Origin of the sequence: Pseudonocardia acidicola (assembly GCF_012911935.1) — a bacterium.
Classification (GTDB): Bacteria; Actinomycetota; Actinomycetes; order Mycobacteriales; family Pseudonocardiaceae; genus Pseudonocardia; species Pseudonocardia acidicola.
In genome coordinates this window covers 32,344-57,533 of record NZ_JAAXLA010000001.1, presented here as the reverse complement: position 1 = coordinate 57,533, position 25,190 = coordinate 32,344, and the positions used below count along the sequence as shown (strand labels likewise).

General features: G+C 73.0%; 23 protein-coding genes and 1 pseudogene. 13 read left to right on the top strand and 11 right to left on the bottom strand.

Translation table 11 applies throughout. The annotated features are described in order from the left end of the window. The first annotated feature begins 74 nt into the window (after nucleotides 1-74). The 3 genes from HF526_RS00255 (at nucleotide 75) to HF526_RS00245 (ending at nucleotide 1,578) form a co-directional block, all read left to right on the top strand. The gene (locus tag HF526_RS00255) at nucleotides 75-248 is read left to right on the top strand and encodes a hypothetical protein (RefSeq protein ID WP_169379142.1); all 174 of its coding nucleotides are present in this window, start codon (nucleotides 75-77) and stop codon (nucleotides 246-248) included. 380 nt (nucleotides 249-628) lie between these two features. Beyond that, on the top strand, nucleotides 629-1,069 hold the full coding sequence (locus HF526_RS00250) for an SHOCT domain-containing protein (protein ID WP_169379141.1): 441 nt from the start codon (nucleotides 629-631) through the stop codon (nucleotides 1,067-1,069). After that, on the top strand, nucleotides 1,066-1,578 hold the full coding sequence (locus tag HF526_RS00245; protein ID WP_169379140.1) for a hypothetical protein: 513 nt from the start codon (nucleotides 1,066-1,068) through the stop codon (nucleotides 1,576-1,578). Before HF526_RS00250 ends, HF526_RS00245 begins: the two co-directional genes overlap by 4 nt. On the opposite strand, the gene HF526_RS00240 is transcribed toward HF526_RS00245, so the two are convergent. From HF526_RS00240 to HF526_RS00225, 4 genes are all read right to left on the bottom strand, one after another. Continuing rightward, nucleotides 1,556-1,828, bottom strand: a complete 273-nt coding sequence (locus HF526_RS00240; protein WP_169379139.1) for a hypothetical protein — start codon at nucleotides 1,826-1,828, stop codon at nucleotides 1,556-1,558. The two genes, HF526_RS00245 and HF526_RS00240, sit on opposite strands and share 23 nt — an antisense overlap. A 94-nt stretch (nucleotides 1,829-1,922) precedes the next feature. Beyond that, a complete protein-coding gene (locus HF526_RS00235; protein WP_169379138.1) occupies nucleotides 1,923-2,339 on the bottom strand; it encodes a hypothetical protein in 417 nt (138 codons plus the stop codon). 98 nt (nucleotides 2,340-2,437) lie between these two features. Further along, a complete protein-coding gene (locus HF526_RS00230) occupies nucleotides 2,438-2,749 on the bottom strand; it encodes a hypothetical protein (RefSeq protein WP_169379137.1) in 312 nt (103 codons plus the stop codon). A gap of 207 nt (nucleotides 2,750-2,956) precedes the next feature. Continuing rightward, nucleotides 2,957-3,967 (bottom strand): hypothetical protein, encoded by a 1,011-nt coding sequence (locus HF526_RS00225; protein ID WP_338051187.1) that lies wholly within the window; start codon nucleotides 3,965-3,967, stop codon nucleotides 2,957-2,959. A gap of 149 nt (nucleotides 3,968-4,116) precedes the next feature. Here HF526_RS00225 and HF526_RS00220 point away from each other — a divergent pair, with 149 nt between their 5' ends. After that, the gene (locus tag HF526_RS00220) at nucleotides 4,117-4,887 is read left to right on the top strand and encodes a VOC family protein (protein ID WP_169379136.1); all 771 of its coding nucleotides are present in this window, start codon (nucleotides 4,117-4,119) and stop codon (nucleotides 4,885-4,887) included. Between the two features lie 43 nt (nucleotides 4,888-4,930). Here HF526_RS00220 and HF526_RS00215 read toward each other — a convergent pair whose 3' ends face one another. Genes HF526_RS00215 through HF526_RS00205 form a run of 3 tightly spaced genes read right to left on the bottom strand, consistent with a single transcriptional unit; the run spans nucleotide 4,931 to nucleotide 11,128 of the window. Then, a complete protein-coding gene (locus tag HF526_RS00215) occupies nucleotides 4,931-8,227 on the bottom strand; it encodes an AAA family ATPase (RefSeq protein WP_169379135.1) in 3,297 nt (1,098 codons plus the stop codon). Next, nucleotides 8,227-9,387 carry an exonuclease SbcCD subunit D gene (locus HF526_RS00210; protein ID WP_169379134.1) on the bottom strand — a complete coding sequence of 387 codons (1,161 nt, stop codon included), beginning with the start codon at nucleotides 9,385-9,387 and terminating at the stop codon, nucleotides 8,227-8,229. The genes HF526_RS00215 and HF526_RS00210 overlap by 1 nt, the downstream gene beginning before the upstream one ends. Nucleotides 9,388-9,403: 16 nt before the next feature. Further along, nucleotides 9,404-11,128: an ATP-binding protein gene (locus HF526_RS00205; RefSeq protein ID WP_338051186.1), complete on the bottom strand. Its 1,725-nt coding sequence runs from the start codon at nucleotides 11,126-11,128 to the stop codon at nucleotides 9,404-9,406. A 262-nt stretch (nucleotides 11,129-11,390) separates the two neighbouring features. On the opposite strand from HF526_RS00205, the gene HF526_RS00200 reads away from it, so the two are divergent. From HF526_RS00200 to HF526_RS00190, 3 genes are read left to right on the top strand one after another with little or no spacing between them, the layout of a single operon-like run. Next, nucleotides 11,391-11,927, top strand: a complete 537-nt coding sequence (locus HF526_RS00200; RefSeq protein WP_169379132.1) for a DinB family protein — start codon at nucleotides 11,391-11,393, stop codon at nucleotides 11,925-11,927. Between the two features lie 24 nt (nucleotides 11,928-11,951). After that, the gene (locus tag HF526_RS00195; RefSeq protein WP_169379131.1) at nucleotides 11,952-12,107 is read left to right on the top strand and encodes a hypothetical protein; all 156 of its coding nucleotides are present in this window, start codon (nucleotides 11,952-11,954) and stop codon (nucleotides 12,105-12,107) included. Nucleotides 12,108-12,139: 32 nt separating this feature from the next. Further along, entirely contained in the window at nucleotides 12,140-12,946 is an 807-nt protein-coding gene (locus tag HF526_RS00190) for a crotonase/enoyl-CoA hydratase family protein (protein WP_169379130.1), read from the top strand. 231 nt (nucleotides 12,947-13,177) lie between these two features. Here HF526_RS00190 and HF526_RS00185 read toward each other — a convergent pair whose 3' ends face one another. Beyond that, complete coding sequence (locus HF526_RS00185) at nucleotides 13,178-16,249, bottom strand: DUF3427 domain-containing protein (protein ID WP_169379129.1); 3,072 nt, start codon at nucleotides 16,247-16,249, stop codon at nucleotides 13,178-13,180. Between HF526_RS00185 and HF526_RS37250 the strand changes: the two are divergent. Then, a pseudogene (locus HF526_RS37250) lies at nucleotides 16,157-17,482 on the top strand (DUF222 domain-containing protein); the annotation flags it as partial. The gene HF526_RS00185 and the pseudogene HF526_RS37250 sit on opposite strands and share 93 nt — an antisense overlap. Before the next feature lie 59 nt (nucleotides 17,483-17,541). Beyond that, nucleotides 17,542-17,826: an HNH endonuclease signature motif containing protein gene (locus HF526_RS37245; RefSeq protein ID WP_169379277.1), complete on the top strand. Its 285-nt coding sequence runs from the start codon at nucleotides 17,542-17,544 to the stop codon at nucleotides 17,824-17,826. A gap of 248 nt (nucleotides 17,827-18,074) precedes the next feature. Here the strand turns inward: HF526_RS37245 and HF526_RS00165 are convergent, their stop codons facing one another. Further along, on the bottom strand, nucleotides 18,075-18,761 hold the full coding sequence (locus tag HF526_RS00165; RefSeq protein WP_211176564.1) for a GntR family transcriptional regulator: 687 nt from the start codon (nucleotides 18,759-18,761) through the stop codon (nucleotides 18,075-18,077). 130 nt (nucleotides 18,762-18,891) lie between these two features. Between HF526_RS00165 and HF526_RS00160 the strand changes: the two genes are divergently transcribed. The 4 genes from HF526_RS00160 (at nucleotide 18,892) to HF526_RS00145 (ending at nucleotide 24,019) form a co-directional block, all read left to right on the top strand. Further along, nucleotides 18,892-19,704 carry an N-acyl homoserine lactonase family protein gene (locus HF526_RS00160; RefSeq protein ID WP_169379127.1) on the top strand — a complete coding sequence of 271 codons (813 nt, stop codon included), beginning with the start codon at nucleotides 18,892-18,894 and terminating at the stop codon, nucleotides 19,702-19,704. A gap of 7 nt (nucleotides 19,705-19,711) precedes the next feature. Continuing rightward, nucleotides 19,712-20,461, top strand: a complete 750-nt coding sequence (cnbZ, locus tag HF526_RS00155; protein WP_169379126.1) for a 2-amino-5-chloromuconate deaminase CnbZ — start codon at nucleotides 19,712-19,714, stop codon at nucleotides 20,459-20,461. Between the two features lie 38 nt (nucleotides 20,462-20,499). After that, on the top strand, nucleotides 20,500-21,972 hold the full coding sequence (locus tag HF526_RS00150) for an amidase (RefSeq protein ID WP_169379125.1): 1,473 nt from the start codon (nucleotides 20,500-20,502) through the stop codon (nucleotides 21,970-21,972). Nucleotides 21,973-22,039: 67 nt separating this feature from the next. Further along, nucleotides 22,040-24,019, top strand: coding sequence for a M13 family metallopeptidase (locus tag HF526_RS00145; protein ID WP_169379124.1), 1,980 nt, complete (start codon nucleotides 22,040-22,042; stop codon nucleotides 24,017-24,019). Nucleotides 24,020-24,036: 17 nt separating this feature from the next. Here the strand turns inward: HF526_RS00145 and HF526_RS00140 are convergent, their stop codons facing one another. After that, nucleotides 24,037-24,339, bottom strand: a complete 303-nt coding sequence (locus HF526_RS00140; protein WP_169379123.1) for a biopolymer transporter Tol — start codon at nucleotides 24,337-24,339, stop codon at nucleotides 24,037-24,039. A 59-nt stretch (nucleotides 24,340-24,398) separates the two neighbouring features. After that, nucleotides 24,399-25,157: a hypothetical protein gene (locus tag HF526_RS00135; protein WP_169379122.1), complete on the bottom strand. Its 759-nt coding sequence runs from the start codon at nucleotides 25,155-25,157 to the stop codon at nucleotides 24,399-24,401. Between the last annotated feature and the right edge of the window lie 33 nt (nucleotides 25,158-25,190).

Here is a 25,190-nt window from a genome sequence, read left to right as displayed (position 1 = left end):
GCCGACGCCCGGCGCCGCCGGCGCCCGGCAGGCTCCCCGGTGCAACGGCTGCGACCAACCGTGAGGAGCGTGGGATGGGGACCCCGACGAAGTCGGCTGTGGATCTGGAACGCGACCTGCTGGTGCGGGCCCTGGAAGAGGCCTACGAGTCGATCCGGCTGCTCCCGGGGGTGGATCCCAACGGGCCGGCGATGACCTGGTTCGCCGAGCACATGTGGGAGGCCTACCACCGGGAACGCGGCGACTGACCGGAGATGTCCCTCCCCGTGGGGGGAGGGACATCGCTCCTGCGCCGGCCCGGTGACCAGGACGGCCGGTTGGGCCGTCTCGCGGAGGCGCTGCCGGTGGACGGCGTCCGCCGTCCCGATCCGGCGTCGCCGGACGCCGCGGTCGCGGCGGCATTCGCGGTCGGCGGCGCTCGCCCGCGACGGTGAGATCGGGCCCGGCGGCACCCGTGTCGACCACGGCAGGGCGCGCCGGGCACCGACCGTGTACCGGCCGGGGGGCCGAGCCGGGGCGTAGCGCCGTCGCTCACCCGCCCCGGGTGAGGCACGAACTGCCCCAACCGGCGCATGCTGCCCGCCGGGCGGCCGATTACCTGGCTCCCCCGGCGAGCGAGGAGTACACGATGACGCTCTGGAACATCCTGGTGTCGATCTTCTGGTTCATGCTGCTGTTCGCCTGGATCTGGCTGCTGATCGTGATCCTGAGCGACATCTTCCGCGATCACCAGCTGTCCGGCTGGGCCAAGGCGCTGTGGACCCTGTTCATCATCATCATCCCGTGGCTCGGCGCCCTGGTGTACCTGATCGCCCGGGGGCCGTCGATGAACGAGCGGGCGCTGGCCCAGGCGAAGGCCAACGACCAGGCCTTCCGCCAGTACGTCCAGCAGGCCGCCGGCGCCGGGACGAGCACCGCCGACGAGCTCGGCAAGCTGGCCGACCTGCGTGACCGCGGGTCGATCTCGCAGCAGGACTACGAGCAGGCCAAGGCCAAGGTGCTCGGCCACCAGCAACCGGCCGCCGGCGCGCCACCGACCGACCAGCAAGCGGCGCAGACGAGGACGTGACGCGGGCAGGTGGGCCGCTGACCACGGGGACCTGGCGCGAACGACTGCTGCCGGCGAACCCGGCCGACCTGTACGGCCTGATCGTGGCGTCCGCCGTGATGGCGGTCGCGTCCGAGACGGGGTCGTTCGTGGAGATCGTGGCGTCGGTGCTGTTCACCGGCGTCGTGTTCTGGCTCGCCGAGGTCTATTCCCGGGTGCTGTTCGCGCACGTGCAGGCGCCGGTTGCGAAGACCTGGGCGCGAATCCGGGCGGCGTTCGCGGGCAGTTCCGGCCTCGTCGTGGCGGCGGTGGTGCCACTGCTCGGCCTGCTCGTCGCCGGGCTGCTCGGGGCCGAGCCCAGTGTGGCCGCCAACGCCGGCCTGCTGGTCGCAACGGCCCTGCTGTTCTGGCTGGGCTGGGTGGCCGCGGGCCACGCGGAGCGCCACGGGATGCGCCGGTTCGGCTCGGCGGCGGTCACCGCGGCCCTCGGCCTGGTGATGATCGCCCTCAAGTCCTTGCTGCACCATTAGCCGCGTCGGGCAGGGTGAACCACACCGCGGCGACGCCGTCGACGCCGTCGGTGATGCCGATGCCGACCGCTGTGGTCAGCAGCCGGGTGCGGCGCCGCGGTTCCAGCACGTCGACGACCTGGTGGGCGAGCAGGTCCAGGCTGCGGGCCTGCCCCTCGGTGAGCTCGCGGACGACGTGGCCGAACACGCACAGTGTGCCCGGCACGTGACCGGACCGGGCGCGCAGCCGGCTGGAGGCGTAGAACCGCACGCGCGCGATCTCGCCGTCCTGGGCCCGGCGGTGAGCAGGATGACCGGGACTGCGACGACGTCGTGCACTCCGGGGTCGTCGTCCGCGGCCGTGCTCAGGCCGAGCGGGCGTCGCGCTGCCGGGGAATGCGCATGGCGAGCGACGCCCGGGAGCGCTCGGCGACCGCGTCGGTCGTGAGGTGGAAGTGCCCGTGCCGGGACCGCCTGCACAGGTAGGCACGCAGCGCTCGCGCGCCCAGCAGCTCGAGCTCCCGGGCGGCCGCCTCCGCCGACTCCCGATCCGGGTAGATGACCTTGCCGTCGGAGCCCCGCCCCGGGCTCGGCATCCGCCCCTCGATCTCAGCGCGGCTGGGTTTGCAGACGGTCGGGCGCCCCGAGGACATCAACCGCGCGTGCCGCACCAGCACCTGCGCACGGGCGTCGTCGCGAATACCTCGCGTGGCCCGGCTGACCTCGCCGGACGGGCGAACGATTCCGGTGGGGCCGCCGCAGCCTGCCGATTCCGCGTCCATGTCGCCCTCCCGCGAGTCCGTGATGACTAAGGATCGCGATAGCCTGCGCGACCTGTTACCCGGAGGTAGCAATGACCGCCCTATCGTGTCAGCGCCGATCACCCAACGGGGCGGCACCACGCGTCGGCGCCCCCGATCGGGTCCGGCCAACCACCGATCATCTCCTCCACCGCAGCCTTCTCCTCGGGTGTGAGGTAGGACGGGTTGCTGCCGTGCGCGACGCGCAGCACCTCGAGCCGGTCGGTACGGCGATCAGCCTGAAGCCGTTCACGCGGAACCGGCGCCTGCAGCCCGGCCATCCGCAGGCCCACGTACGGGCGACGGCCGTCCCGCCCGGGATCGATCTCTCCCGTGGTGAAACCGGCCATCCAGATCCCCGGTTCCGGCTCGGCGCCCCGGCTGCCGGTCACCCAGAGAACCGCAGGCTGAGCGGGTTCGATCAGTTCGAGGCGGTAGGTCGGCAGCGCACACCAACCGTCGACGGATCGGCCGTCGGCCCAGGACCGGGGGTTGCATCTGAAGAGCCAGGCGCCGATGTCGATCGACGTCAGTCTCCGGCTTCGGTGTCCGCGCAACCGCTCATCCCCTCCGTGGCCCGGTGCCGGCGCCAGGCCTGATCAGCGATGGGCTGCCCGGCGCAGTGCCCGGTACAGCACGACCGCATCCCCCAACCGCCGGCGCAGCTGCCGCTCCAACCCGGCGATCGGATAGAGGTTCTGCGGCGCCCGCGCGTCCTTGTACCCCTCGGACGCATACCGGCACAGCGTCACCTGACTCAACCGCGCCATGTCGGCGGCCGCCGCACCGGTCAGCGTGGCGCTGCACTCCAGCCGCACCACGCCTGCCCACGGCGCGCCGGGGTCGCACGGCAGCCGCAGGTACCAGGTGTAGCGGTCCCACGAGCTGCCGAGCAGGAACACCGGGGTGCGCTGGCCGGCGCCGAGCGCGGCGACCAGCCCGTTCAGTGGCGCCGGCAGGTACTCGCTGCGGTGGCTCTTGATGTAGCCGAGCGCGCGGGGCAGGTGCTGGCGGCCGCGCAGCGGGCCGTCGACCACGAGCAGGTCATCCGAAGTGGACAGTCCGGATCGCGCCGCGACCGCGGTGGCGATCTCCACCTCGCGGAGGCGGGCCTGCAGCGCGACGCTCAGCGCCTGCGCCGGCGCGACGTCCCGGCGGGCGTCGGCGAGGCTCGCCTCGTAGGTCCCGGCCGGGGTCACGACGTCGACGGCGTGCGCTGCGGTGGTGAACAGCCCGCGGCGAACGTCGTGGGCCACCAGATCGGCACCCTCGGGGCCGCAGCAGACCACTCCGGCCGCGTAGGACGCGCACAGGGCCGGGGACGCGGCCCCGGTGCCGGGCTCCTCGACCCACACCTGGGCGTCGATGCGTCGCACGCCGTCGACGAACAGGGTCGCCGGCGGGGGCGTCACGCCCGGGCCCGGATCGAGCGGACGCCACCGATCGGCCGGTATCTCGACGTCCGCGACGACCCGGGCGGTCGACTCCCCGAGGTCCTCGGCGTCCAGGCTCGATCCGTAGGACGGGTCCCACGGGTCGACGGAGAACCGCATCCCCGGGCGTGACGGCGCCGCGGTCGCATCGCCGGACGGGGCAGGTTGGGCGGCCACGGTCCTCCTCGGCGCCGGGAACGGGGGCGAGCCGACGACGATAGCCGCGTCCGGTCCCCGGTGCCCGGGGTGGTTGATCGGTTGCTGCGAACTGTCGGTGACCCGTGCTTGGGTGTGCCCTATCCCACTCCCGATGGAGGTGCGTGCGCATGCCCACTCGCGACACCCGGTGGCCCACCGGAACCCCGTGCTGGGTCGATCTCGCGGTACCGGACATCTCGGCCGCGACACAGTTCTACGGGGCCGTCCTCGGCTGGTCGTTCGTCGACGCCGGCGAGGAGTTCGGCCACTTCCACGTCGCCCGGACGAACGGGAAGGCCGCCGCCGGCATCGGCCCGATCATGCAGGAGGACCAGCCCTCGTTCTGGACGGTCTACCTGGCCAGCGACGACGCCGACGCCACCGCGAAGCTGGTGGCCGGCAACGGCGGGACCATCCTCGCCGGTCCGATGGACATCCCGGGCAACGGCCGCATGCTCGTCGCCCTCGACGCCACCGGCGCCGCGTTCGGCGTCTGGCAGGCCGGCGGACAGATCGGCATCGAGATCTACAACGAGCCCGGTTCGCTCGTGTGGGAGGACGCACGGCTCGCCGATCCGGCTGCGGGCAAGAGCTTCTACTCCGCGGTGTTCGGCTACACCTACCAACCCGTCGAGGGCGCTCCCGACGACTACGGCACCTTCAGCGTCAACGGCGAGGTGGCCGGAGGGGTGGGCGGGATGATGGGCGCCCCCGAGGGCACCCCGGGTCACTGGCTGCCCTATTTCGGGGCCGCCGACGTCGACGCCGCGGTGGCCGCCGCCGAGCGCGGCGGCGCCACGGTGCTGATGTCGCCGATGAACACGCCGTTCGGGCGGATGGGCGTTCTCACCGACCTGTTCGGTGCCGTCTTCGCGGTGCACGGGGAGAACACCGAGTGAGCACCTCCCGGGGCCGGCCGCTGCGCCGGCCCCGGGTCCGTGCTCACAGTCCTTCGCGGACCACCGATGCCGTCCGCCGGTCCCGGCTCACGGCGTAGCGGACCGGAACGCGCTCGGCCAGCGCCGGCACGTGCGTGATCACGCCGACCATCCGGTCGCCCTGGTTCGCGAGGTTCTCCAGGGTGCTGGCGACGACCTCGAGGTTGGCCTCGTCGAGGGTGCCGAACCCTTCGTCGAGGAAGATCGAGTCGAGCCGGGCCGCGCCTTCGGCGGCGAGTGTGGACATCTGCGCCGACAGCGCAAGCGCGAGCGCGAGGCTGGCCTGGAAGGTCTCCCCGCCGGAGAGCGTCTTGACCGGCCGGTGCGCGTCGGCGTCGGCGTGGTCGACGACGAGGAACTCGCCGTCGGCATGGGTCAGCTCGAACTGCCCGCCGGACAGCTCGGCCAGGCTCGCCGACGCGTCCGCGACCAGGACGTCCAGCGCGGAGGCGACCAGCCAGCGCGGGAACCCGTCGGAGCGCAGCAGGTTGCCGAGCATCTTCGCGACCTGCTGCGCCGTCTCGGCCTCCGCCCGGTCGGCCCGCAGCGTCGCGGCCTCGTCGCGGCGCTCGGCGATGCGCTCGCGCGCGGCGCGGGCCCGGGCCAACGCCTCGGCGACCGCGGCCGGCGCGGTCTCGCCCAGCGGGGCGCGTGCGGGCACGTCGTGGCCGGCCAGATCGTCGGCCAGGGCACGTCCGAGGCCGTCATGTCCGTCCCGGGCGGCGGCGACCGCGGACTCGGCGGCCGGGAGCCGGCCGGCGCGCTCGGCACCGGCTGCGGTGGCCCAGTCGGCCAGCGTCGTCCAGGCCGCGAGCAGGTCGTCGCCGGTGGCGGCCGGGGCGCCGAGCACGACGAGGGGGTCCCGGGCGGCGCGCAACGTGTCCCAGGCCGCGGTGACGTCACGGTTCACCTCGGCCAGGGCCGTGTCCGCCGCGGACCGCGCGCTGCGCGCAGCGCGGAGCTCGGCGTCGGCGGCGCGGACCGCGGCGTCGAGGGTGTCGAGCCGCGCCAGCTCCCGGGCCGCCTCCGCATCCGAGGGCGCCGTCTCCAGCGCCGCACGCAGCCGGCCGATCCGGTCGTCGAGCGCGTCGAGGTCGCTGCGGGCGGCCTGCTCGGCGCGGGCGGCGGCGGTCTCCTCGCCGCGGCGCGCGGCCGCCGTCTGCTCCGCGCCCTCGAAGGCGCGCACCGCGGCCCCTGCCGCCTGCTCGGCGGCCGTGGCGGCGTCCCGGGCTCCGGGCAGCGCGGCGTCCCGGATCGCGATCTCCTGTTCGGCCCACCCCGCGAGCGCGGTCCAGCCGGCGAGTACGTCGTCGCCGGTGACGGCCGGGGCGCCGAGCGGGACGAGCGGGTCCCGGGCGGTACGCAGCGCCGTGACGGCCGCCGCCAGCTCACCCCGGACGGCGTCGACCGCGCGGGCCGCGTCCTCACGGTCCCGGCGTGCGCGCCGCATGGTCGCGTCGGCCTGCTCCGCGGCCTGCGCGATGCGGTCCAGCGTGGCGAGGGCGTCGGCGGTGGCCGCGGCGGTCGGTGGCGCACCGGAGAGGGCCGCCCGGAGCCGGGCGATCTCCCCGGTCGCCCGTTCGAGGTCGACCGCGGCGCGCTGCTCGGCCGCCGCGGCGGCCGTCTGTTCGGCGCGGGCCGTCTCGAGCGCCTGCTCGGCGGCACCGACGGCATCCTCGGTGGCAGTCAGGTCGGCGGCGCCCGTCATGGGGGGCGGCGTGACGACCACCTGCTCGCAGACCGGGCACGGCTCCCCCGCCACCAGGGAGGGCCGCAGCGCGGCCGCCCGGTCGGCGCGGGCGGCCGCGTCGCGACGCTCCCGGGCGTGGGTCACCCGGTGCCGGGCCTGCGCCACCTGCTCGGCCGCCGCCTCGCGGGCGCGGACGGCGCCGGCGTGCCGCTGTGTCACGCCGGGCTCGGCCGCGAGCGCGGCGGCCAGCGCGGCGTGGTCGGCACGGGCCTGTTCGAGCGGCCCGCGCGCCGGGGCGGCGGCGAGTTCCTCGCGGGCGGCGGTGTCGGCGGCCTCGGCGGCGTCGAGGGCCTTCTGCGCGGCGGCGAGGTCGTCGTCGGCGGCGCGGCGCCGGCTGTCGAGCCGGTCGAGCCCGTCGGGGACGCGCAGCCCGGTGAGCCGGCCCCGTTCGTCGGCGAGCCGCTGCGCGGCCTCGCGTGCCGACTGCAGAGCGGTGGCCGCGGTGTCGCGGTCGGTGCGCGCCGCCTCGACCGCGGCCGCCGCCGACGCCGCGGCTGCGGTCGCCGACTCGTAGGCCGCGAGCGCCGCGGCGTGCGTCTCCCGGGCGCCGGGCTGCGCGGCGAGCGCCGTGGCGAGGTCGGCGTGGTCGCGGCGGGCCTGCTCGAGCGGACCGCGTTCCGGGGCCGCGGCGCGCGCCTCCCTGGCCGCGGTGTCCGCGGTCTCGGCAGCCGCGAAGCGCTGCTGTGCAGCCTCGGCCCGCGCCACCGCGGCCCGGCGGCGGGAGTCCACGTCGGACAGTCCATTCGGGACGGAGAGGGCGGCGAGCCGGGACCGCTCGTCACGCAGCCGGGTGACGACCTCCTCGGCGTCGGACACGGCCGCGGCCGCTGCCGTCAACTCCGGCAGCCGCGCCGCCACCCGTCCCGACAGCGCCTCCAGCGCCGCCACCCGCTCCCCCGCCGCCGAGACCGCCTCGTCGGTGGCGTCGGCGTAGGCGGCGAGCTGGCCGGCCATGACCTCGGCGCGCTCGCCGGCCGCGGCGGCCTCCCGGTTGGCCTCCTTGGCGATCGTCTCGTAGACGTCGAGACCGAGCAGCCGGGTGAGCATCTTCTGCCGGTCCGAGGGCTTGGCGTGCAGGAACTCCGCGAAGTCGCCCTGGGGCAGCACCACGCACTGGCAGAACTGGTCGAACGGCAGTCCGAGCAGCCGCTCGACCTCCCTGGTCACGTCGGAGTCGGCGGCGAGGACCTCGGTGTCGCCGTCGACCTCGGCCGGGTCGGCCAGCCGCTCCAGCCGGGCGTTCCTGACCGTGACCCCGCCCCGCGCCGACCGCCGCAGCTCGCGCGCGACGACGTATCGGGCGCCGCCTGCGTCGAACACGAGCCGCACGGTGCCGCGGTTGACGCTCGGGGCCATCGCGAGCGCCACCGTCCGGCGGTCGTCCCAGCGCGGCACCGAGCCGTACAACGCGAACGTCATCGCGTCGATCACGGTCGACTTGCCCGAACCGGTCGGTCCGACCAGCGCGAAGTACTCCGTGCCGGTGAAGTCGACCGTGGTCGGCTCACGGAAGGCCGCGAACCCGTGCATCTCCAGGCGTACCGGGCGCATCAGGCACCCCCGGTGACGCGGTCGTGCAGGCGGGCGAACAGCGCGTCGAGCCGCGGGTCGGCGACGGTGCGGCGGGCGCAGTACTCGCGGAACAGCTCCGACGGGCTGCGCTCGGCACCGGGACCGGTCGACGGGCGGGATCCGGTGACCGGTGTGGCGAAGTCCGGGTCGATCCGGACCTCCAGCGCGTTGGGCAGCAGGTCGGTCACCTCTTCGCGCAGCCCCGCGCGGGCGGGTTCACGCACCCAGACGCGCAGGAAATCCTCGCCCACCGTGTCGGTCAGCGCGGCCAGCTCGGAGACGGTGCCGCGCAGTGTCCGCAGCCGCCGTCCCGCTGTGATCGGGATGTCGGTGATGCGCGCCGGCGTCGTCGGGGTGGCCTCGACCAGGCAGACCACGTTCGTGTTCTCCTGCTCGCCGAAGTCGACGGCGAGCGGGGCGCCGCAGTAGTGCACCGGGCCGGGCGCGGCCATCTTCTGCCGCCGGTGCAGGTGGCCGAGGGCGACGTAGTGCGCGTCGGCCGGGAAGATCGTCGCGGGCACGGCGTACTCGAAGATCGACTGCGCGGTGCGCTCGCCGCCACCGAAGGTCCCGTTGAGCACGGTCAGGTGCGCCATCACGAGGTTCACCGCGTCGGTGCGGAACCCGCCGGTGAGGCTCACCAGGACATCACGGAGCAGCTGGTCGTAGGCGCCGGTGTTCTCCGCCGGGGTGTTCGCGACGAGCTCGGCGGCGCGCACCGCGTAGCGCTGGGACAGGAACGGCAGCACCGCGACCGTGGCCGGCTCACCGCTGCGGGAGGTGAACTCGACGACGCCGCCCTGCTCGGCCGTCCGGACCGCGCCGACCAGCGTCACGCCGGCCGCGCCCGCGAACGGGCGGTAGGCGTCGAGGGTGGCGGCGTGGTCGTGGTTGCCGGCGATGACGATCACCTGGGCGCCGGTGCCGGCCAGCGCCATCAGGGCCTGGACGACGAGCTGCTGAGCCGGCGCGCTCGGCGCCGCGGTGTCGTAGAGGTCGCCGGCCACGAGCACGGCGTCGACCTCCTGCTCGCGGGCGATGCGCACGATCTCGCGGAGCACCTCGCGTTGCTCGTCGAGGCGGCTGTGGCCCTTCAACGTCTTGCCGACGTGCCAGTCGGCGGTGTGCAGGAACCTCATGACTTCCTCGAACGGCTCAGAACGGCGGTGGGTCGTCGGCGACGGGCAGCCGCGCGAACGCGTCGCGCCGGGCCGCGCCGTTGCTCGTCGAAGGACTACCAGCCGACTCCGACAATCTCGTCGCCCACGCCGGGAAGGGGAACTCGACGGCGAGCGGCACCGGGATCTCGGGCTGGGAGACGAACATGGTGCCCGGCTTGGCCAGCGTCGCCCGGGCCCGCTGCGACGGCGGGAGGAACCCGTACTCCGGGCGCCCGGCCTCGGCGGGATCGAGCCGCCCGACGATCTTGATCGAGGAGTTGGAGACGATCCGCCGCTCCACCTCGCTGGCGGTCTGCTGCGCGCCGACCAGGATGATCCCGAGCGAGCGGCCCCGCTCGGCGATGTCGAGCAACACCTCCTTGATCGGGCTCGAGCCCTCCCGCGGCGCGTACTTGTTCAGCTCGTCGATCATCGTGAACAGCAGCCCGCCCGCGCCCGCCGCCTCCTTGCGCGCGGTCTCCGAGGCCAGCACGACGCCGACCACGAACCGTTGCGCCCGTTCCGGCAGGTTGTGCAGGTCGACGACGGTGACCTGCTGGTTCTCCGTGCTCACCCGCCGGCTGGGTGTGTCGGGCAGGTCGCCGCGGACGATCGTGCGCAGCGGCTTGAGGCTCGACCGCAGCCGGCGCAGGAACGCGTTGATCGTGCCGACGCCGGTGACCGGGCCGGCCCAGTCGCGCCGGGTGTCCTCGTCGGTGAGCTGATCGGAGATGAAGTCGACGAGGTGGTCGTAGGTGCGCAGCACCTGGCCCTCGATCGCGACCGCTCCCCCGTCGCCGGTCTCGACAGCCTCGCGACGCAGCCGGGCGGCGACCTGGTGGATCACCATCGTGTACTGGTTGCGCTCGTCCTCGGCGTCGGCGAACACGTAGGCCAGCAGCTCGTCGTGGCAGAACTCGTAGAGCGTCCACCAGAACGCGGCGACCCCGCTGGTCCGCCCCGAGACATACGGGCGACCCGACAGGTCGTCCGGGGTGGGCGGGGCGAAGAACCCGGCCGAGGCGAACGGCGCCGCGGCCAGGTCGAGCCGCGCGTAGTCGGCGCGCAGCTCGTCGTCGAGCCGGGTGTTGGCGTGGTCGAGGAAGAGCAGATCCTCGCCCTTCACGCTGAACACGAGCGCCTTCGCGTTGAGCGCGCGGCGGCCCAGCGCGCCACCGGTGAAGATCGAGTAGAGCAGGAACAGCGCGAAGCTGGTCTTGGTCGCGACACCGGAGATGCCGCTGATCGAGACGTGCCCGCCGCGGGTGCCGTCGAGGAAGTCGAGGTTGACGTAGATCGGATCGCCGTCGCGCCCGAGCCCCACGGCGACCTTCTTCTCCATCTGGTCGAAGTACAGCGCCTGCGCCCGCTCGTCGCCGGTGGCGCGGCGGGCGAGCTCGCCGGGCCGCGGCGGGACGTAGCACTCCGGCTCGACCCGGGTGGTGGTGACCTCGGCGATCTCTTGCACCTGCGCGGGCAGCACCCCGTCGGCGATGAGGAAGACGTCCGAGCCGAAGCTCGCGCCCTCGTGGCGCGCGCGGACCTGGGTGACCACACCGGAGGTCATCACCGGGCGCAGGCCGGGGACGGCACGGACGGTGACCACGACGTCGTCGAGTTGCAGGTAGGCGTCCTCGGCGACGGCGACGCTGAACTGCAGCGGGGTGGAGTCCTCGGTGCCGACGACGCGGCCGACGGACGTTGCGGGTTGCTCGGGCACTGTCCTCCTCGGCATGAGCGCGGGGCGAGCAGCCGACGATAGCCGTCCGGTGATCGCGACCGGCCCGGTGGAGGGCAACGTCCGATCGGGGGCTTCCGGGCGGACGATCCGAAAGGCGCTCGATCAGCCGTCCGGCGATCGAGCGGTTCAGCTGAACCGCCGTCGACACCGCGCTGCGCCTGGAGCGGGGACAGCGGCCGCAGCGTCCGCGAGCTGTGGTCCCTAGCGTTGCTCTCGACGGCGACGAGGAGAGGCGGACCCCATGACCACCACCGACGGCACCACCGCGCGGACGATCACCAGCGGCGAGCGCGCGGATCTGCTGGACACGCTGGCGAAGCACCGGTTCTTCCTGCGTTTCACCACGCGCGGCCTGGACGACGAGCAGGCTGCCCGGCGCACCACCGTGAGCCGGCTCTGCCTCGGCGGCCTGATCAAGCACGTCGCCGACGTCGAGAAGGGATGGGTCGACTTCGTCCTGCACGGTCCCCAGGCCATGGCCGGACTCGACGAGGAGAGCCTGGCCAAGCACGCCGCGACGTTCGAGATGCTGCCGGGCGAGACCCTCGCCGGCCTACTGGAGCAGTACGACGAGGTGGCACGCCGGACCGATCAGGTCGTGGCCGAACTGCCCGACCTCGACCTCTCCCACCCGCTTCCGGAGGCTCCCTGGTTCGAACCGGGAGCCCGCTGGTCGGCACGACGGGTGCTCCTGCACATCATCGCCGAGACCGCCCAGCACGCCGGCCACGCGGACATCATCCGCGAGTCCCTGGACGGTTCCACGACCATGGGGTAGCGCGCCCACGCGTACCACCCGGCGATGCCGCTCGACCCCGAGCCGGTCCGCCGGCCGGGCGCGATGGTCCGGGCCGCAGTGGAGTGCCGGGTGCGGCGCCGGATCGAGCGCTACACCGAGATCGCGATGCGGATCGTGGACCACCGCGGACAGCGCAGTCCTGAACGACCGTTCAGCTAGCATGCGTGGCCGGTCCGGGCGGAAGGGATGCGATGGCGCACGAGGAGCGGGTCCAGGTCGCGGTGAAGGACGGCGTCGCCGACGTCCGGCTGAGCCGGCCGGAGAAGCGCAACGCCCTCGACCCCGCGATGTTCGCCGCACTGGTCGCCGCGGGCGAGCAGCTGAAGACCGACACGTCGGTGCGTGCCGTCGTGCTGGCCGGCGAGGGTCCGGACTTCTGCGCCGGCCTGGACTTCGGCTCGTTCCGCGCGATGGCGGCCGGGGAACGCCTGTCTGCTTCCGTGCAGCTGCCACCGTCCGCGGGCCCAGCCCGCGCGACCGGCCAGCGCGCCGCGTTCATCTGGGCCGAGCTCCCCGTGCCGGTGATCGCCGCAGTCCAGGGCAACGCCCTCGGCGGCGGCCTGCAGATCGCCCTCGGTGCCGACATCCGCATCGTCGCCCCCGACGCGACCCTGTCGGTGCTGGAGATCAAGTGGGGGCTGATCCCCGACATGACCGGCACGCAGCTGTTGCCCGAGCTCGTCGGCCGTGACGTGGCCAAGGAGCTGACCCTCACCGGGCGGCGGGTCAGCGGCGAGGAGGCCGTCACCCTCGGCCTCGCGACCCGCGTCGACCCCGATCCGCGCGCCGCGGCACTGGCGATGGCCGCCGAGATCGCCGGCCGCAGCCCGCACGCGGTGCGGGCCGCGAAACGACTGCTCGACCTCGCAGGACGCGTCGACCTCGCGACCGGATTCGCGGCGGAGCAGGACGAGATCGGGGCGTTGATCGGGAGCCCGAACCAGGTCGAGGCGGTGACGGCGGCGTTCGAGAAGCGGACGCCGCGGTTCGCGGACTGAACCGCCCGCGGACCGGCCGGTCACCGCCATCGCGCCCGGGTCTACAACAGCTGCTGCGACCGGACCGGCCCGTTCGGGCCGCGCTGGTCCTCGTGGCGCCGCGTACGAGGGCCCGGACGGGCAGCGCGTGCTGTTCCCCCAGGATGTGCCCGGGTTCGCCCCGGTGGCCGGGACCGACGCCCGGGTCGAACGCACCGGCTCCGGACTGGCGCTGATCCGGGCCGCCGGTTGCTACGACGCCACGACACCCGCGACCCGGAACGTGTCGCCGGGCATCGCCCGCCGCACCCGCCAGGTGATGGCGATCGGCCGCTCCCCCTGGTGCTCGACGTAGTCGCACAGCCCCAGGCACAGGAACGGCGCGGCCCCCAACTCGTCGCTGGGCGCCTCTCGCACGAACAGCGCGACGTGCGAGCCGTTCTCCCGATGGTGCAGGTAGCGCTGCCCGACCGTCGACGCGACCGTCGTGTTGTTCTGCGACTCCCAGTGGAACAGCTCCGGGCTGATCGCGTAGTCCCGGTACATCGTGGTCGGCGAGAAGTCGCGCTCGGTCTTGCGCAGGTTCACCAGCAGCGCGTCGGTCCGGGTCTCCGGCGCCCACGCCACCCCCTGCGCGTGCCCGTAGGCCTTCCGCGTCATCGACGCCCAACCCAGCGCGGCCAGGACTTCCTCGCGCCGGTAGTGCGCGTGGCTCAGCAGCGGCACGTGCAGCATTCCCTCCCCCAGCGGCCGCGGCAGGTGCCGGGCCCGGTCGAGGCCGAGCGCCACGAGTTCGCGGATCTCCGCGCACACCGCAGGGTGGCGGCGCAGCTGGTCCAGCCCGTCCTGATAGGACGGGAAGCCGCCGCGGTCCGGCCAGACGAGGAAGAACAGCATCCGCGCCAGGCACTGCTCCCGCTCGGTCAGCGCGGCGTAGTCCGGCCCGTCGGGGTCGGCGAGGCGCGTGTAGACGTCGGCCCGCTCGGGGTCGTCCACGTGCGCGAACACCACCACCCGCTTCAGCAGGCCCGTCTCGTCGGGCCCGGCCGGCGGCGTCGGCAGCCCGGCGTCGCGCCGCAGGCCCGTCCAGGACCCGGAATTCTTGTAGACGTCCGGCAGTTCGCGGCCCGACTCATCGAGATAGCGGGCCAGCGGGAGATCGCCGTGCGAGCGGACGTCGGCGACGAGGTCGCGGCGCGACAGCCGCAACTGCTGGCGCACGTTGTCCAGGACGATCTGTTGTGCGACCCGGTCGAGCACCAGCTGGGAGCCCGAGGGCAGGAACGGGAACCCGTGTTCGATGTCGGCGGCGAGTGCCTTGCGGCTGCCGCCCGTCAGTGCCCGGTACCGGACGTCGAACCGGAACTCACGGCGGTGCTGCCCGATGAAGTCCAGCGCCGTCAGTACCGCCTTGCCCGGCGCCCGGCGCAGCCCGCGCCCGAGCTGTTGCAGGAAGATCGTCGAGCTCTGTGTGGGCCGCAGGAACAGCACCGTGTCGACCTGCGGCAGGTCGAGGCCCTCGTTGAACAGGTCGGCGGCGAACAGGCAGTTCACCTCCAGGTCCCGCAGCCGCCGGAGGGCTTCACTGCGCTCGGCCGCGGGGGTCTCCCCGGACACGGCCAGGCTGGGGATCCCGGCGCGGGTGAACACCTCGGCCATGTACTCGGCGTGCTTGACCGAGACACAGAACCCGAGCGCGCGCATCCGGCGGACGTCGGTCACCTTGTCCTTCGTCTCGCGGAGGACCTTGGCGGCCCGCGCGTCGTTGCCGGTGTACACGCGGTCCAGCGCGCCGACGTCGTACGACCCGCGTTTCCATTCGATGCCCCGCAGGTCCACGTCGTCGGCGACGCCGAAGTAGTGGAACGGGACCAGCAGATCCGCACTCAGCGCGTCCCACAGGCGCAGCTCGTACGCGGTCCGCCCGCCGAAGTGCGCGCGGACGTCGACGCCGTCGCCGCGCTCCGGGGTCGCGGTGAGTCCGAGCAGCTCGCGCGGCTGCAGATGGTCGAGCAGCCGCTGGTAGGTCGGGGCCTGCGCGTGGTGGAACTCGTCGACCACGACGACGTCGAAATGACCGGCCGGCAGGCGCTCCACGCCGTAGGACGCGAGCGACTGCACGCTGGCGAACACGTGCTCCCAGCGCTCGGGCCGCTCTCCCGCCACGTAGATCTCGCCGAACGCCCCGTCGGCCAGCACCTCGCGGTAGGTGCGCCGGGACTGCTCCAGGATCTCCTTGCGGTGCGCGACGAACAGCAGCCGCTCCCGCGGCAACGTGCGCCGCAGCCGGGCGTAATCCAGCGCCGCGACGACGGTCTTGCCGGTGCCGGTCGCGGCCACCACGAGGTTGCGGTGCCGGTCGTGCACCGTCCGCTCCGAGTCCAGGGCCTCGAGGATCGCCTCCTGATGCGGGTAGGGCCGCACCTCGAGCCCGGAAACGGCGACCGGGTCCGCCCGGTCCTGCCCCAGCGCGGCGCGGAGGCGGTCGCCGTCGCGGTCCGGGTCGTAGTCGACGAACGCGGGATCGGCCCAATAGGAGTCGAACGTGCCGGCGAACTTCCGCACCAGGTCCGGGGTCGCCACCGAGGAGAGCCGGACGTTCCACTCCAGGCCGTCCACCAGCGCGGAGCGGGACAGGTTGCTGCTGCCGACGAAGGCGGTGTCGAACCCGGAGTTGCGCCGGAACAGCCAGGCCTTGGCGTGCAACCGGGTGGAGCGGGTCTCGTAGCAGACCTTCACCTCGGCGCCGAAACGCTCGACCAGCGCGTCCACGGCACGCTTCTCGGTCGCCCCGACGTACGTCGTCGTGATCACCCGCAGGGGCACCCCGCGGCGGCGGAGCAGGTCCAGTGGCTCCTCCAGCACCCGGATCCCGTGCCAGCGGACGAACGCGCACAACAGGTCGACCCGGTCGGCCGAGGCCAGCTCGGCTCGCAGCTCCGCGCCCAGCGACGGCTCCTCCGGCGCGTTGGTCAGCAGCGCAGCCGACGACAACGGCGTGACGGGCCGCTCCAGCCGGCGCACGCCCGGCGCGACCTCGCGGCTCAGCACCACCAACTGCTCCGCCGCGGCCGCCACCTGCTCGTCCTGCGCCGCGACCCGCAGCAGCAGGTCGTTGACCAGCGCGACCCGGCGGGCGGAGTCCCGTTCCCCGGCCAGCGCCCGCTCCACCGCCGTGGCCACGTGGCGGGCCAGCACGTGCGGCTCGTCGGCCGGATCGACCGACGCGAAATGCGGGGTGAGATCGGCGATCCGGACGAGCGCCGCGTTCAGCCGGGAGGTGCGCAGCAACTCGTAGACACCCTCGGGGAGCGGTCGGCTCACTCAGCACGTCCTTCGCGGTCAGGTGGGACCCGTCGTGGATGCCGGGGGCAGCTCGATCGGGTGTCTCATGAGCTCATCGACGGCCCGCTCGCGATCGTCACAGCCGACTCGCGAGATCACCTGATGGATCGCACGTCGGCATGCCGCGATCAGCGCGCAGCTCGGAGAGGAAGGTCGGCAACACGTTGTCGACGAGTGCCGCGAGGAGCGGTCACCACCGTCGCCGAACGGCCACCGACCTGCGACGAAGAGCACGTACTCGAACACATGTTCGAGTACGATGAGGACATGTCGCCCACCCCGCTCGGCGCCGCGCACCGCCTGCTCACGCAGGCGGTCGCCGAGTTGCAGGCGGCCGCCGGATCCGGCGCATCGGACGACGAGCTGCTGTCGGTCCTGACGCTCTGCGAGGGCGTCAGCCGGCAGCTGGACCGGGTCACCGTCGAGACAGTGGCGGCGCTGCAGCGGCGCGGGACGTTCGCCGAGCGCGGCTACACGTCGACCGCCGGGGCCCTCGGTGATCTGCTCGGCTGGGAACGGTTCGAGGCGCGTCGCCGCGTCACCGCCGCCGATCAGGTCTGTCCGCGCACCGCGCTCGACGGCACCGCGCTCCCCGCCGAGCTCGCTGCCACCGCCGCGGTGTTCGGCGCCGGGCAGGCGAGCCTGCGCCACGTCGAGGTCATCGCGAAGGTGCTCGGAACCGCGGCCGCCGAGCGGCTCACCCCCGGCCAGTGGGCCGGCGTGGAACAGCAGCTGGCCGACAAGGCACCCGACTACACCCCGATCGAACTGCACGCCTGGGGAACGGCGCTGGTCGACCGCCTCGACGCGGACGGCCCCGAGCCCGACGACCGTCCGCCCGCCGCGGTGAACGAGCTACACCTCACCCGGAATCCGAACGGCGCCGGCGGGAAGCTCAAGGGCCGGTTCGACGACGCGGCGATGTTCGACGCGATCGCCACGGTGCTCGACGCGCGCGCCAAGCCGTTGACCGCTGACGACGACCGCAGTGCCGGGCAGCGACAGGCCGAGGCCCTCGCCGACGTGTGCGTCCACGCCCTCGACCACGGCGACGTCCCGGAGTGCGGCGGCCGCCGCCCGCACCTCAACGTGCTGATCCGCCTCGAGGATCTGGAGAACCGCTGCCGCGCCGCGATGCTCGACTTCGGTGGCACACTCTCGCCCGAATCGCTACGCATGCTCGCCTGTGACGCCGCCGTCATCCCGATCGTGCTCGACGGCAAGGGCCAGCCACTCGACGTCGGCCGCATCACCCGCACCATCCCGACGGCCTGCGCCGCGCCGTCGCCGCCCGCGACCGCGACCGCGGCTGCGCCTACCCCGGCTGCGGACGCCCAGCATCCTGGTGCGAGGTCCACCACATCCGCGAATGGGAGAACCACGGCGAGACCAAGCTCGAGAACCTCGTCATGCTCTGCAGGGTCCACCACCGGCTGCTCCACCACTCGGAATGGATCGTGTGCATCCGCGACGGCCTACCCGAGTTCATCCCACCGGCGTGGATCGACCCGAACCGAACACCCCGGCGACGAGCGCTCCCGCACCTCGCTGCCTGAACCATGCTGTCGGTCGGGCGGTCACCAGCCCGCGGGCATCGCCGGCCGATTCGACCTGGCACCCTCACCCGATCCACCAACGACCTGTGGCCGCACATGCAGGCCCCGGGCCGGCCGGCCGCGGCACCGGTGCCGCCCGCGAAGGCGCGGCACCCCTGGCCCCGGGCCGCCGGTGGCCTGGCCGTCTGTCGTGGTCTGCGGCGGGGCAGGCGCGGTGACGGCACGTACACGACCACCGGCACCGGCGGTCACGAAAGATCAGGGGTCAGCGCCTCGACGATCGTGGACTCGACGAGGTCGAGGTGATGCACGGTCTCGCGCGCCGCCAGGTCGGCGTCGCCGGAGACGAATGCCTCGAGCAGCGTGTCGTGGTCGTGGGCCGCCTTCACGTCGGCCCGGTGCGCGGCCACGCTCATCCGCACGTAGCGCTCCGAGACCACCCACAGCTGTTCCAGAATCCGGCGGCCGACCGGCTGGACCGCCGGCTGGATGAGCGCCCAGTGGAACTCCCGGTGCCGGGCCAGGAACGCGTCGAGGTCGGCGGCGGACTCGGCGGCGAGACGCCGCCGTGCCGCCTGTGCCGCGGCCGCCGCCTCGCTGCTGCGCAGTCGCACCGCCTCGGCCATGAGCGGTGGTTCGAGCAGCCGCCGCAGGGCGTAGACCTCGCGGAGCTCGCCGAGCGAGACCTGCGCGGCGGTCGTGCCCCGACGCGGGACGGTGACGATCAGACCCTCGGCTTCCAGCGCGCGCAGCGCCTCCCGCACCGGAATGTGGGAAACACCGAATCGTTCCTGGATCTGTTTGGGCAGGATCTTCTCGCCCGGGGTGATCGCACCGGTCAGGATCAGAGAGCGGATCAGGCCGACCAGGTCCCGGCCGAGTCCTGCCGACACCGGGTGCGCGCCGTCTCCCTTCCCGGCCATGGTTGACGTCATAGAAATTATAGTTTAGACAAACTCTCGGCATGGTCGACCGTGTGCCATTCGAACCATCTCGTGGCCGGAGTTCACCGGGCCGGAGGCTGGAACGAATGGATCGCCACCGTACGCAACGGAGAGGCAGTCCATGGCTGGAACGAAGCTGTCCCTGCTCGATCTCGGCCGTATCGACACCGACGACGGCTTCTTCATCCGCGGGTGCAATGCGGCGGTCCAGTCCAACCCGCGCCCGCAGTACGAGCGCCGCCGGGTCGCCGTCATCGCGGCCGTGATCGAACATCCCACGGCCGGCCCGCTCCTGTTCGAGACCGGCTGTGCGCAGAACGCCCGACAGGAATGGCCCGAACTCGCCTGGGATGCCTTTCCGGTCAACGTCTACGAGGAGCAGCACCACCTCGACAAGGCCCTCGAGGCCGCCGGCTACGGCATCGACGACATCCAAGCCGTCGTGATGGGCCATCTGCACCTCGACCACGCGGGCGGGCTGGAGCACTTCCGCGGCAAGGACATCCCGATCTTCGCCCACGAACTGGAGATCAAGGAGCACTACTACGCGGTCGCTACCAAGGAAGACATCGGCGCCTACGTGCCCGGCGACCTGCACTGGGAGCTGAACTGGCAGCCCATCCACCGCGACGAGACCGAACTGTTCGAGGGCATCACCGTGCGGCACATGCCCGGCCACACCCCGGGCCTGATGACCATGCAGGTCCAGACCCGCAACTCCGGACACTTCATCCTGACCAGCGACCTGTTCCACGTCCGCGACCTGTTCGAACAGGGTCTGCCCCAGGGTTGGCTCGGCCGTGACTCGCACGCCTGGTGGCGCAGCTTCCGCTGGACCCAGCAACTGCAACGCCGCTACGACGCCACCATGGTCTACGGCCACGACGCGAGCGTGCTGGAGGAACTGCAGGCCCAGGCCAAGTACTTCGACTGATCCGTCCATGCCGTACACCGCCTCGGCCCACAGCACCGGGACCTACCGGTACCTGCCGGCCATTGCCCCCTACTCGTCCGGCGTCGCCGCCGAACCGGGCTACGAGATCATCGGGTTGCGTTTCGATGTCCCGCCGCCGGTCGTCGACGGCTTCGTTCGTCTCGACGACGAGTGCGCCCGGCGCGGTCTGCCGCCGAGTGCGCTGGTCGGTATCGAACTGCGGTCCCCGGCGCCGTTCGCGTTCGGGGCCTTCGACGAGTTCAACGAGACCTACCGGCAACTGCTCGCCGAGCGCGGCCTGCTGCAGGACGGCGTGAACCCGATCGCACGCACGAACGTCGTCCCGGTCCGATCCGCGCCTGCCCAGCCCGTGCTGTTGTCCGCCTTCCTCGTCCAACCGGCCGCCGGCGCCGGGGGTGTCGACTTCGTGGTCGCCGGCGGCGGGGAGATCGACGGGCTCGACCCCGACGCGATCGTCGCGCGCGGTGACATCTCCGAAGCCGGCCTGACGGCGAAGGCCGGCCACGTCATCGACGAGATGCGGGCCAGGCTGGCCGGGCTGGGCAAGGACCCGCAGTCGCCCACGCTCGTGAACGTCTACACCGCACACGAGACCGCCGGGCTGAGCGAGATGTTGCTCGACCGGCTCCCGGCGGTCGCCCGTCACGGGTTCGTGCGCTGGCTGACCAGGCCACCGGTCGTCGAGGTCGAGTTCGAGATGGACCTGCGCCGTGTGAGCGGGTGGCACGCGCTCTGAGCCCTGCCCCGCATTCCGCCCTCACAGAAGGAGTCCCGATGTCCGTCGACGACGACCTGGCGTACGCATCCGCGACGGACCTGGCGGCGGCGGTCCGCACGCGCGAGATCTCGCCCGTCGAGATCGTCGGCTACTTCCTGGAGCGCATCGAGCAACGCAATCCCAGCCTCAACGCCTTCGTCTTCCTCGCCGCCGACGACGCGAGGGAGGCGGCCCGGCGCGCGGAGAAAGCGGTCCTGGACGGCGAGGAGTTGGGGCCGCTGCACGGCGTCCCCACCGCGCTGAAGGACCTCTTCGACTTCCATCCGGGCTGGCCGTCGACGTTCGGCGGCATCCCGGCGCTGCGCGAGAACATCGCCCAGCACCACTGCACCTACGCCGAACGCATGAAGGCCGCCGGGGCGATCCTGCTCGGCAAGACCAACTCACCGGTCATGGGCTTCCGCGGGACCTGCGACAACCCGCTGTTCGGAGCCACCCGCAACCCGTTCGACACCAGCCGCAACTCCGGCGGCTCCTCGGGCGGCTCCGCGGCCGCCGTGGCCGACGGCCTGCTGCCGCTGGCCGAGGGCACCGACGGCGGTGGGTCGATCCGCATCCCCGCCTCCTGGTGCGGGGTCGTCGGCTACAAGGCGTCGTTCGGGCGGGTCCCGTTCGTGGCGCGCCCCAACGCGTTCGGCGGGATCAGCCCGTTCCTGTTCGAAGGCGTGATCGGGCGCAGCGTCGCCGACGTCGCCCTCGGCGCCTCGGTGCTCACCGGGTACGACCCGCGTGACCCGTTCGCCCTCGACGAGACCGTGGACTACGCCGGGGCCTGCGAGCGGTCGCTGACCGGCACGCGCATCGCCTACAGCCCCGACTTCGGCATGTACCCCGTCGACCCGAAGGTCGCCGCGGTGACCGCACAGGCCGCGGCCGCGTTCCGCGAGGCCGGTGCCACCGTGGACGAGATCGACATGACGATGCCCTACGGGCAGCAGGAGTTGGCCGAGCTCTGGTGCCGGATGATGGCCGGGGTCGAGGTCATCGAACTGTTCAAGGCGCAAGGGCTCGACCTGCTGGCCGACGGGGATCTGCCGCCGGAGTACCGCTCGTACGTCGAGGCGAACTACCGGCGGAGCGCGCTCGAGGTGCTGCGCGACCAGCAGATGCGGTCGGAGGTCTACGACGCGGTCCAAGGCGTGTTCGGCGACTACGACCTGCTCCTGACGCCCACCCTCGCCTGCCTGCCGGTGCCGAACGCCGACGGCGGCGCCACCGCCGGTCCCACCCGGATCAACGATGTCGAGGTGAACCCGCTGATCGGGTGGTGCATGACGTACCCGATCAACTACACCGGGCACCCGGCGGTGTCCGTGCCTGCGGGCATGGCCGAGGGCGATCTGCCCGTCGGCTTGCAGATCATCGGCCGGCGCTACGACGACCCCGGTGTGATCGCGGCGGCGGCGGCGCTGGAGCGGGTGCGGCCGTGGCGGCACACCTACGCCCGCTGCGCGGACCGGAGCCTCTGACGGCGTAGGCCGACGCGCCGCGGTGGCAACCGCAGCACACGACGGCCCCGGCAAGGCAGGATGGGGTATGACCACCACCCCGACACAGCCGACGCGGAGCGGACTCGACCTCGAGTGGGTCGACTCCGACACCCGCCCTCAGGACGACCTGTTCGGACATGTCAACGGCCGGTGGCTGCGCACCCACGAGATTCCCGACGACCGGGCGCAGGACGGCGCGTTCCGGGCGCTGCGCGACCGCGCCGAGGAGGACGTGCGCGCCATCGTCGAGAAAGCTGCGGCCAGCCCGTCCGAGCCCGGCAGCGACGCCCAGAAGATCGGCGACCTCTACACCTCGTTCATGGACGTCGACCGCATCGAGGCCGCCGGCATCGAGCCGCTGCGTCCGCTGCTCGACGAGGTCGCGAGCGCAGACGACCGGGCCGCCCTCGCCGCGGTGCTGGGGCGGCGCCAGCGGGAGGGGCGCGCCTCCCTGTTCGGCACGTACGTGAGCACCGACGCCAAGGACTCCACGCGCTACCTGGTGCACCTGTCCCAGTCCGGCCTCGGGCTGCCCGACGAGTCGTACTACCGCGAGGACGCCTACGCCGAGATCCGCGCCGCGTACGTCAAGCACCTGGCCCGGCTCGCCGAGCTGGTCGGCCTGCCCGAACCGGCCCCGCTCGCCGACACGGTGATGGAGCTGGAGACGGCGCTGGCCGAGGTCTCCTGGGACCGGGTGACCAACCGCGACGCGGAGAAGACCTACACCCTGATGACCCTCCCGGCGCTGCGGGAGAACGCGCCCGACTTCGACTGGGACGCCTGGCTGGAGGCCCTCGGCGCGCCCGCGGGCTCGTTCGACGAGGTCATCGTGCGGCAGCCGACCTTCGTCGTCGCCGCCGCGAAGCTGTGGGCGCAGCGCCCGCTGGAGCAGTGGCAGGCCTGGCTCGCCATCCGCACCGCCTCCGCGTTCGCCGACTACCTGGGCGAGGCCGTCGTCGAGGAGGACTTCGACTTCTACGGCCGCACCCTGTCCGGCACGCCGCAGCTGCGCGAGCGGTGGAAGCGCGGCGTCTCCCTCGTCGAGGGCGCGCTGGGCGAGGCGGTGGGCCGGCTGTACGTGGAACGGCACTTCCCGGCCTCGTCGAAGGAGCGGATGCAGACCCTCGTCGCGAACCTGGTCGAGGCGTACCGGCAGAGCATCAGCGAGCTGGACTGGATGGGCCCGGCCACCCGCGAGCGCGCCCTGGCGAAACTGGCGAAGTTCACGCCGAAGATCGGCTATCCGGACGAGTGGAAGGACTACTCGGCCCTCGAGATCGCCCCTGACGACCTGCTCGGCAACGTCCGCCGCGCCGGTGCCTGGGCCACCGACTACGAGCTCGCGAAGATCGGCAAGCCGGTGGATCGCAAGGAATGGCTGATGACCCCGCAGACGGTCAACGCCTACTACCACCCGCGGATGAACGAGATCGTCTTCCCCGCGGCGATCCTGCAGCCGCCGTTCTTCGACCCCGAGGCCGACGACGCCGCGAACTACGGCGGAATCGGCGCGGTCATCGGCCACGAGATCGGCCACGGCTTCGACGACCAAGGCTCGAAGTACGACGGCGAGGGCAACATGACCGACTGGTGGGAGCCCGGGGACCGCGCCGAGTTCGAGCGGCGCGCCCAGGCCCTCATCGAGCAGTACAGCGCCCTGTCCCTCGCCGGGCTGCCCGACCACAAGGTCAACGGCGCGCTCACCGTCGGGGAGAACATCGGCGACCTCGGCGGGCTGACCATCGCGCTGAAGGCCTACAAGATCGCGATGCGCGGAGCCGAGCCGCCGGTGCTCGACGGGCTCACCGGGCTGCAGCGGGTGCTGTTCGGCTGGGCACAGGTCTGGCGGGCCGTGACCCGCGACGCCGAGGCGGTCCGCCGCCTCGCCGTCGACCCGCACTCCCCGCCGGACCTGCGCTGCAACGCGGTGGTCACCAACCTCGACGCCTTCCACGAGGCGTTCGGGGTGACCGGGTCCGACGCCCTGTTCACCCCACCCGAGCAGCGCGTGCGCATCTGGTGATCCGGAAGGGGTGGTCGCTACCCCTGGTCGAGCCGGCGCAGCGCCTCGGTCCACCGGGCCCGGCGCTGCGCCGGGTCCTGCTGCCACCACGGCTCGCCCCGCTCGCCCAGCCCCCGCTTGGCCTGCCCCACCGCGGCCCGCCCTTCGGCCAGCGCGTCGGCGTCCCCCGAGCGCTTGGCGGCCCGCACCGCCGAGCGGGCCACCCCGAGGTGGTGCAGCAGCGCGGCACGCACGTCCTCGGGCAGGTCCGGGTCCGCTGCCCGCCAGCGTCGCCCGTCGACGACGATCCAGCGTCCGTCCGGGGTTCGCGGCGGGGTCATGCCGCCATCGTGCTGCGGCACCTGCGCTCACGCAGGTCGGCGCCCAGCCCGGCGAACCGTCAACCGAGTTTGGATGCGAGCCGCGCGGCCTGCTTGCCCCCTGCCGCCGTCGCCACGTCGGCCGGTACCGGGTCCGTCGCCGGGCTGCGGAAGTCCATCGCCACCGAGGCCACACCCTGGCTGAACAGCAGCAGCGTCGATGCCGTCCCGTTCTGCTGGTAGCCGGTGATGACCACACCCTGATCACCGACCGGCACGGTCGACGTGGTGGAGCCCGGGCGCTGGCTCTGGGTCGACGACACGGCACCCTGCACGGCCGTGCGGGCCGCCGCGGCGTCCGGGAGGACGACGATCGTCTCGCCGACCTGCTTCGTGCCATCCGCGGTGCCGAACAGCGCCGTCGCTCCGGTGAGCGGGCCCTGGGTGACGGCCTGGACGGACTGCCGGGTGAGGCCGGGAAGCGGGATGTCCGCCGCCGTGATGACGAGCCGGCTGACGTCGACACCCGACGCGCCGGGCGCCGGCGTCGGGGACGGCGCGGGGCTGACCTGTGCCGGTAAGGCCACCGCGGCGTCGGCGGGCGATCCGCATGCCGATGCGCCGAGCACGCCGGCGATGATCATCGTTGCCCCGAGCAGGCGGCGAAGGCCGTTGTACGGCAAAGAAACCATCGGACTCCTGTCCCCGGCGATGGTGCCTGGTGAATCCTCCCCCACCGGCCGCGCGCGGTACAGCACCACATGGTCGATCGCCGGACAGCAACAGCAGATCGGCGGTTGCGGGACATTGCGGCCAGGAGTGGCCGGCTCGTCCCGCAACTGCCGATCATGAGCGTGACCGCCGACGCATCG

Coding starts and splice junctions, on each gene's coding strand:
- HF526_RS00255 (WP_169379142.1), top strand. CDS start 75: ATGGGGACCCCGACGAAGTCGGCTGTGGATCTGGAACGCGACCTGCTG.
- HF526_RS00145 (WP_169379124.1), top strand. CDS start 22,040: ATGACCACCACCCCGACACAGCCGACGCGGAGCGGACTCGACCTCGAG.
- HF526_RS00235 (WP_169379138.1), bottom strand. CDS start 2,339: ATGGACGCGGAATCGGCAGGCTGCGGCGGCCCCACCGGAATCGTTCGC.
- HF526_RS00190 (WP_169379130.1), top strand. CDS start 12,140: ATGGCGCACGAGGAGCGGGTCCAGGTCGCGGTGAAGGACGGCGTCGCC.
- HF526_RS00195 (WP_169379131.1), top strand. CDS start 11,952: ATGCCGCTCGACCCCGAGCCGGTCCGCCGGCCGGGCGCGATGGTCCGG.
- HF526_RS00210 (WP_169379134.1), bottom strand. CDS start 9,387: ATGAGGTTCCTGCACACCGCCGACTGGCACGTCGGCAAGACGTTGAAG.
- HF526_RS00220 (WP_169379136.1), top strand. CDS start 4,117: ATGCCCACTCGCGACACCCGGTGGCCCACCGGAACCCCGTGCTGGGTC.
- HF526_RS00165 (WP_211176564.1), bottom strand. CDS start 18,761: ATGACGTCAACCATGGCCGGGAAGGGAGACGGCGCGCACCCGGTGTCG.
- HF526_RS00160 (WP_169379127.1), top strand. CDS start 18,892: ATGGCTGGAACGAAGCTGTCCCTGCTCGATCTCGGCCGTATCGACACC.
- HF526_RS00140 (WP_169379123.1), bottom strand. CDS start 24,339: ATGACCCCGCCGCGAACCCCGGACGGACGCTGGATCGTCGTCGACGGG.
- cnbZ (WP_169379126.1), top strand. CDS start 19,712: ATGCCGTACACCGCCTCGGCCCACAGCACCGGGACCTACCGGTACCTG.
- HF526_RS00200 (WP_169379132.1), top strand. CDS start 11,391: ATGACCACCACCGACGGCACCACCGCGCGGACGATCACCAGCGGCGAG.
- HF526_RS00250 (WP_169379141.1), top strand. CDS start 629: ATGACGCTCTGGAACATCCTGGTGTCGATCTTCTGGTTCATGCTGCTG.
- HF526_RS00215 (WP_169379135.1), bottom strand. CDS start 8,227: ATGCGCCCGGTACGCCTGGAGATGCACGGGTTCGCGGCCTTCCGTGAG.
- HF526_RS00150 (WP_169379125.1), top strand. CDS start 20,500: ATGTCCGTCGACGACGACCTGGCGTACGCATCCGCGACGGACCTGGCG.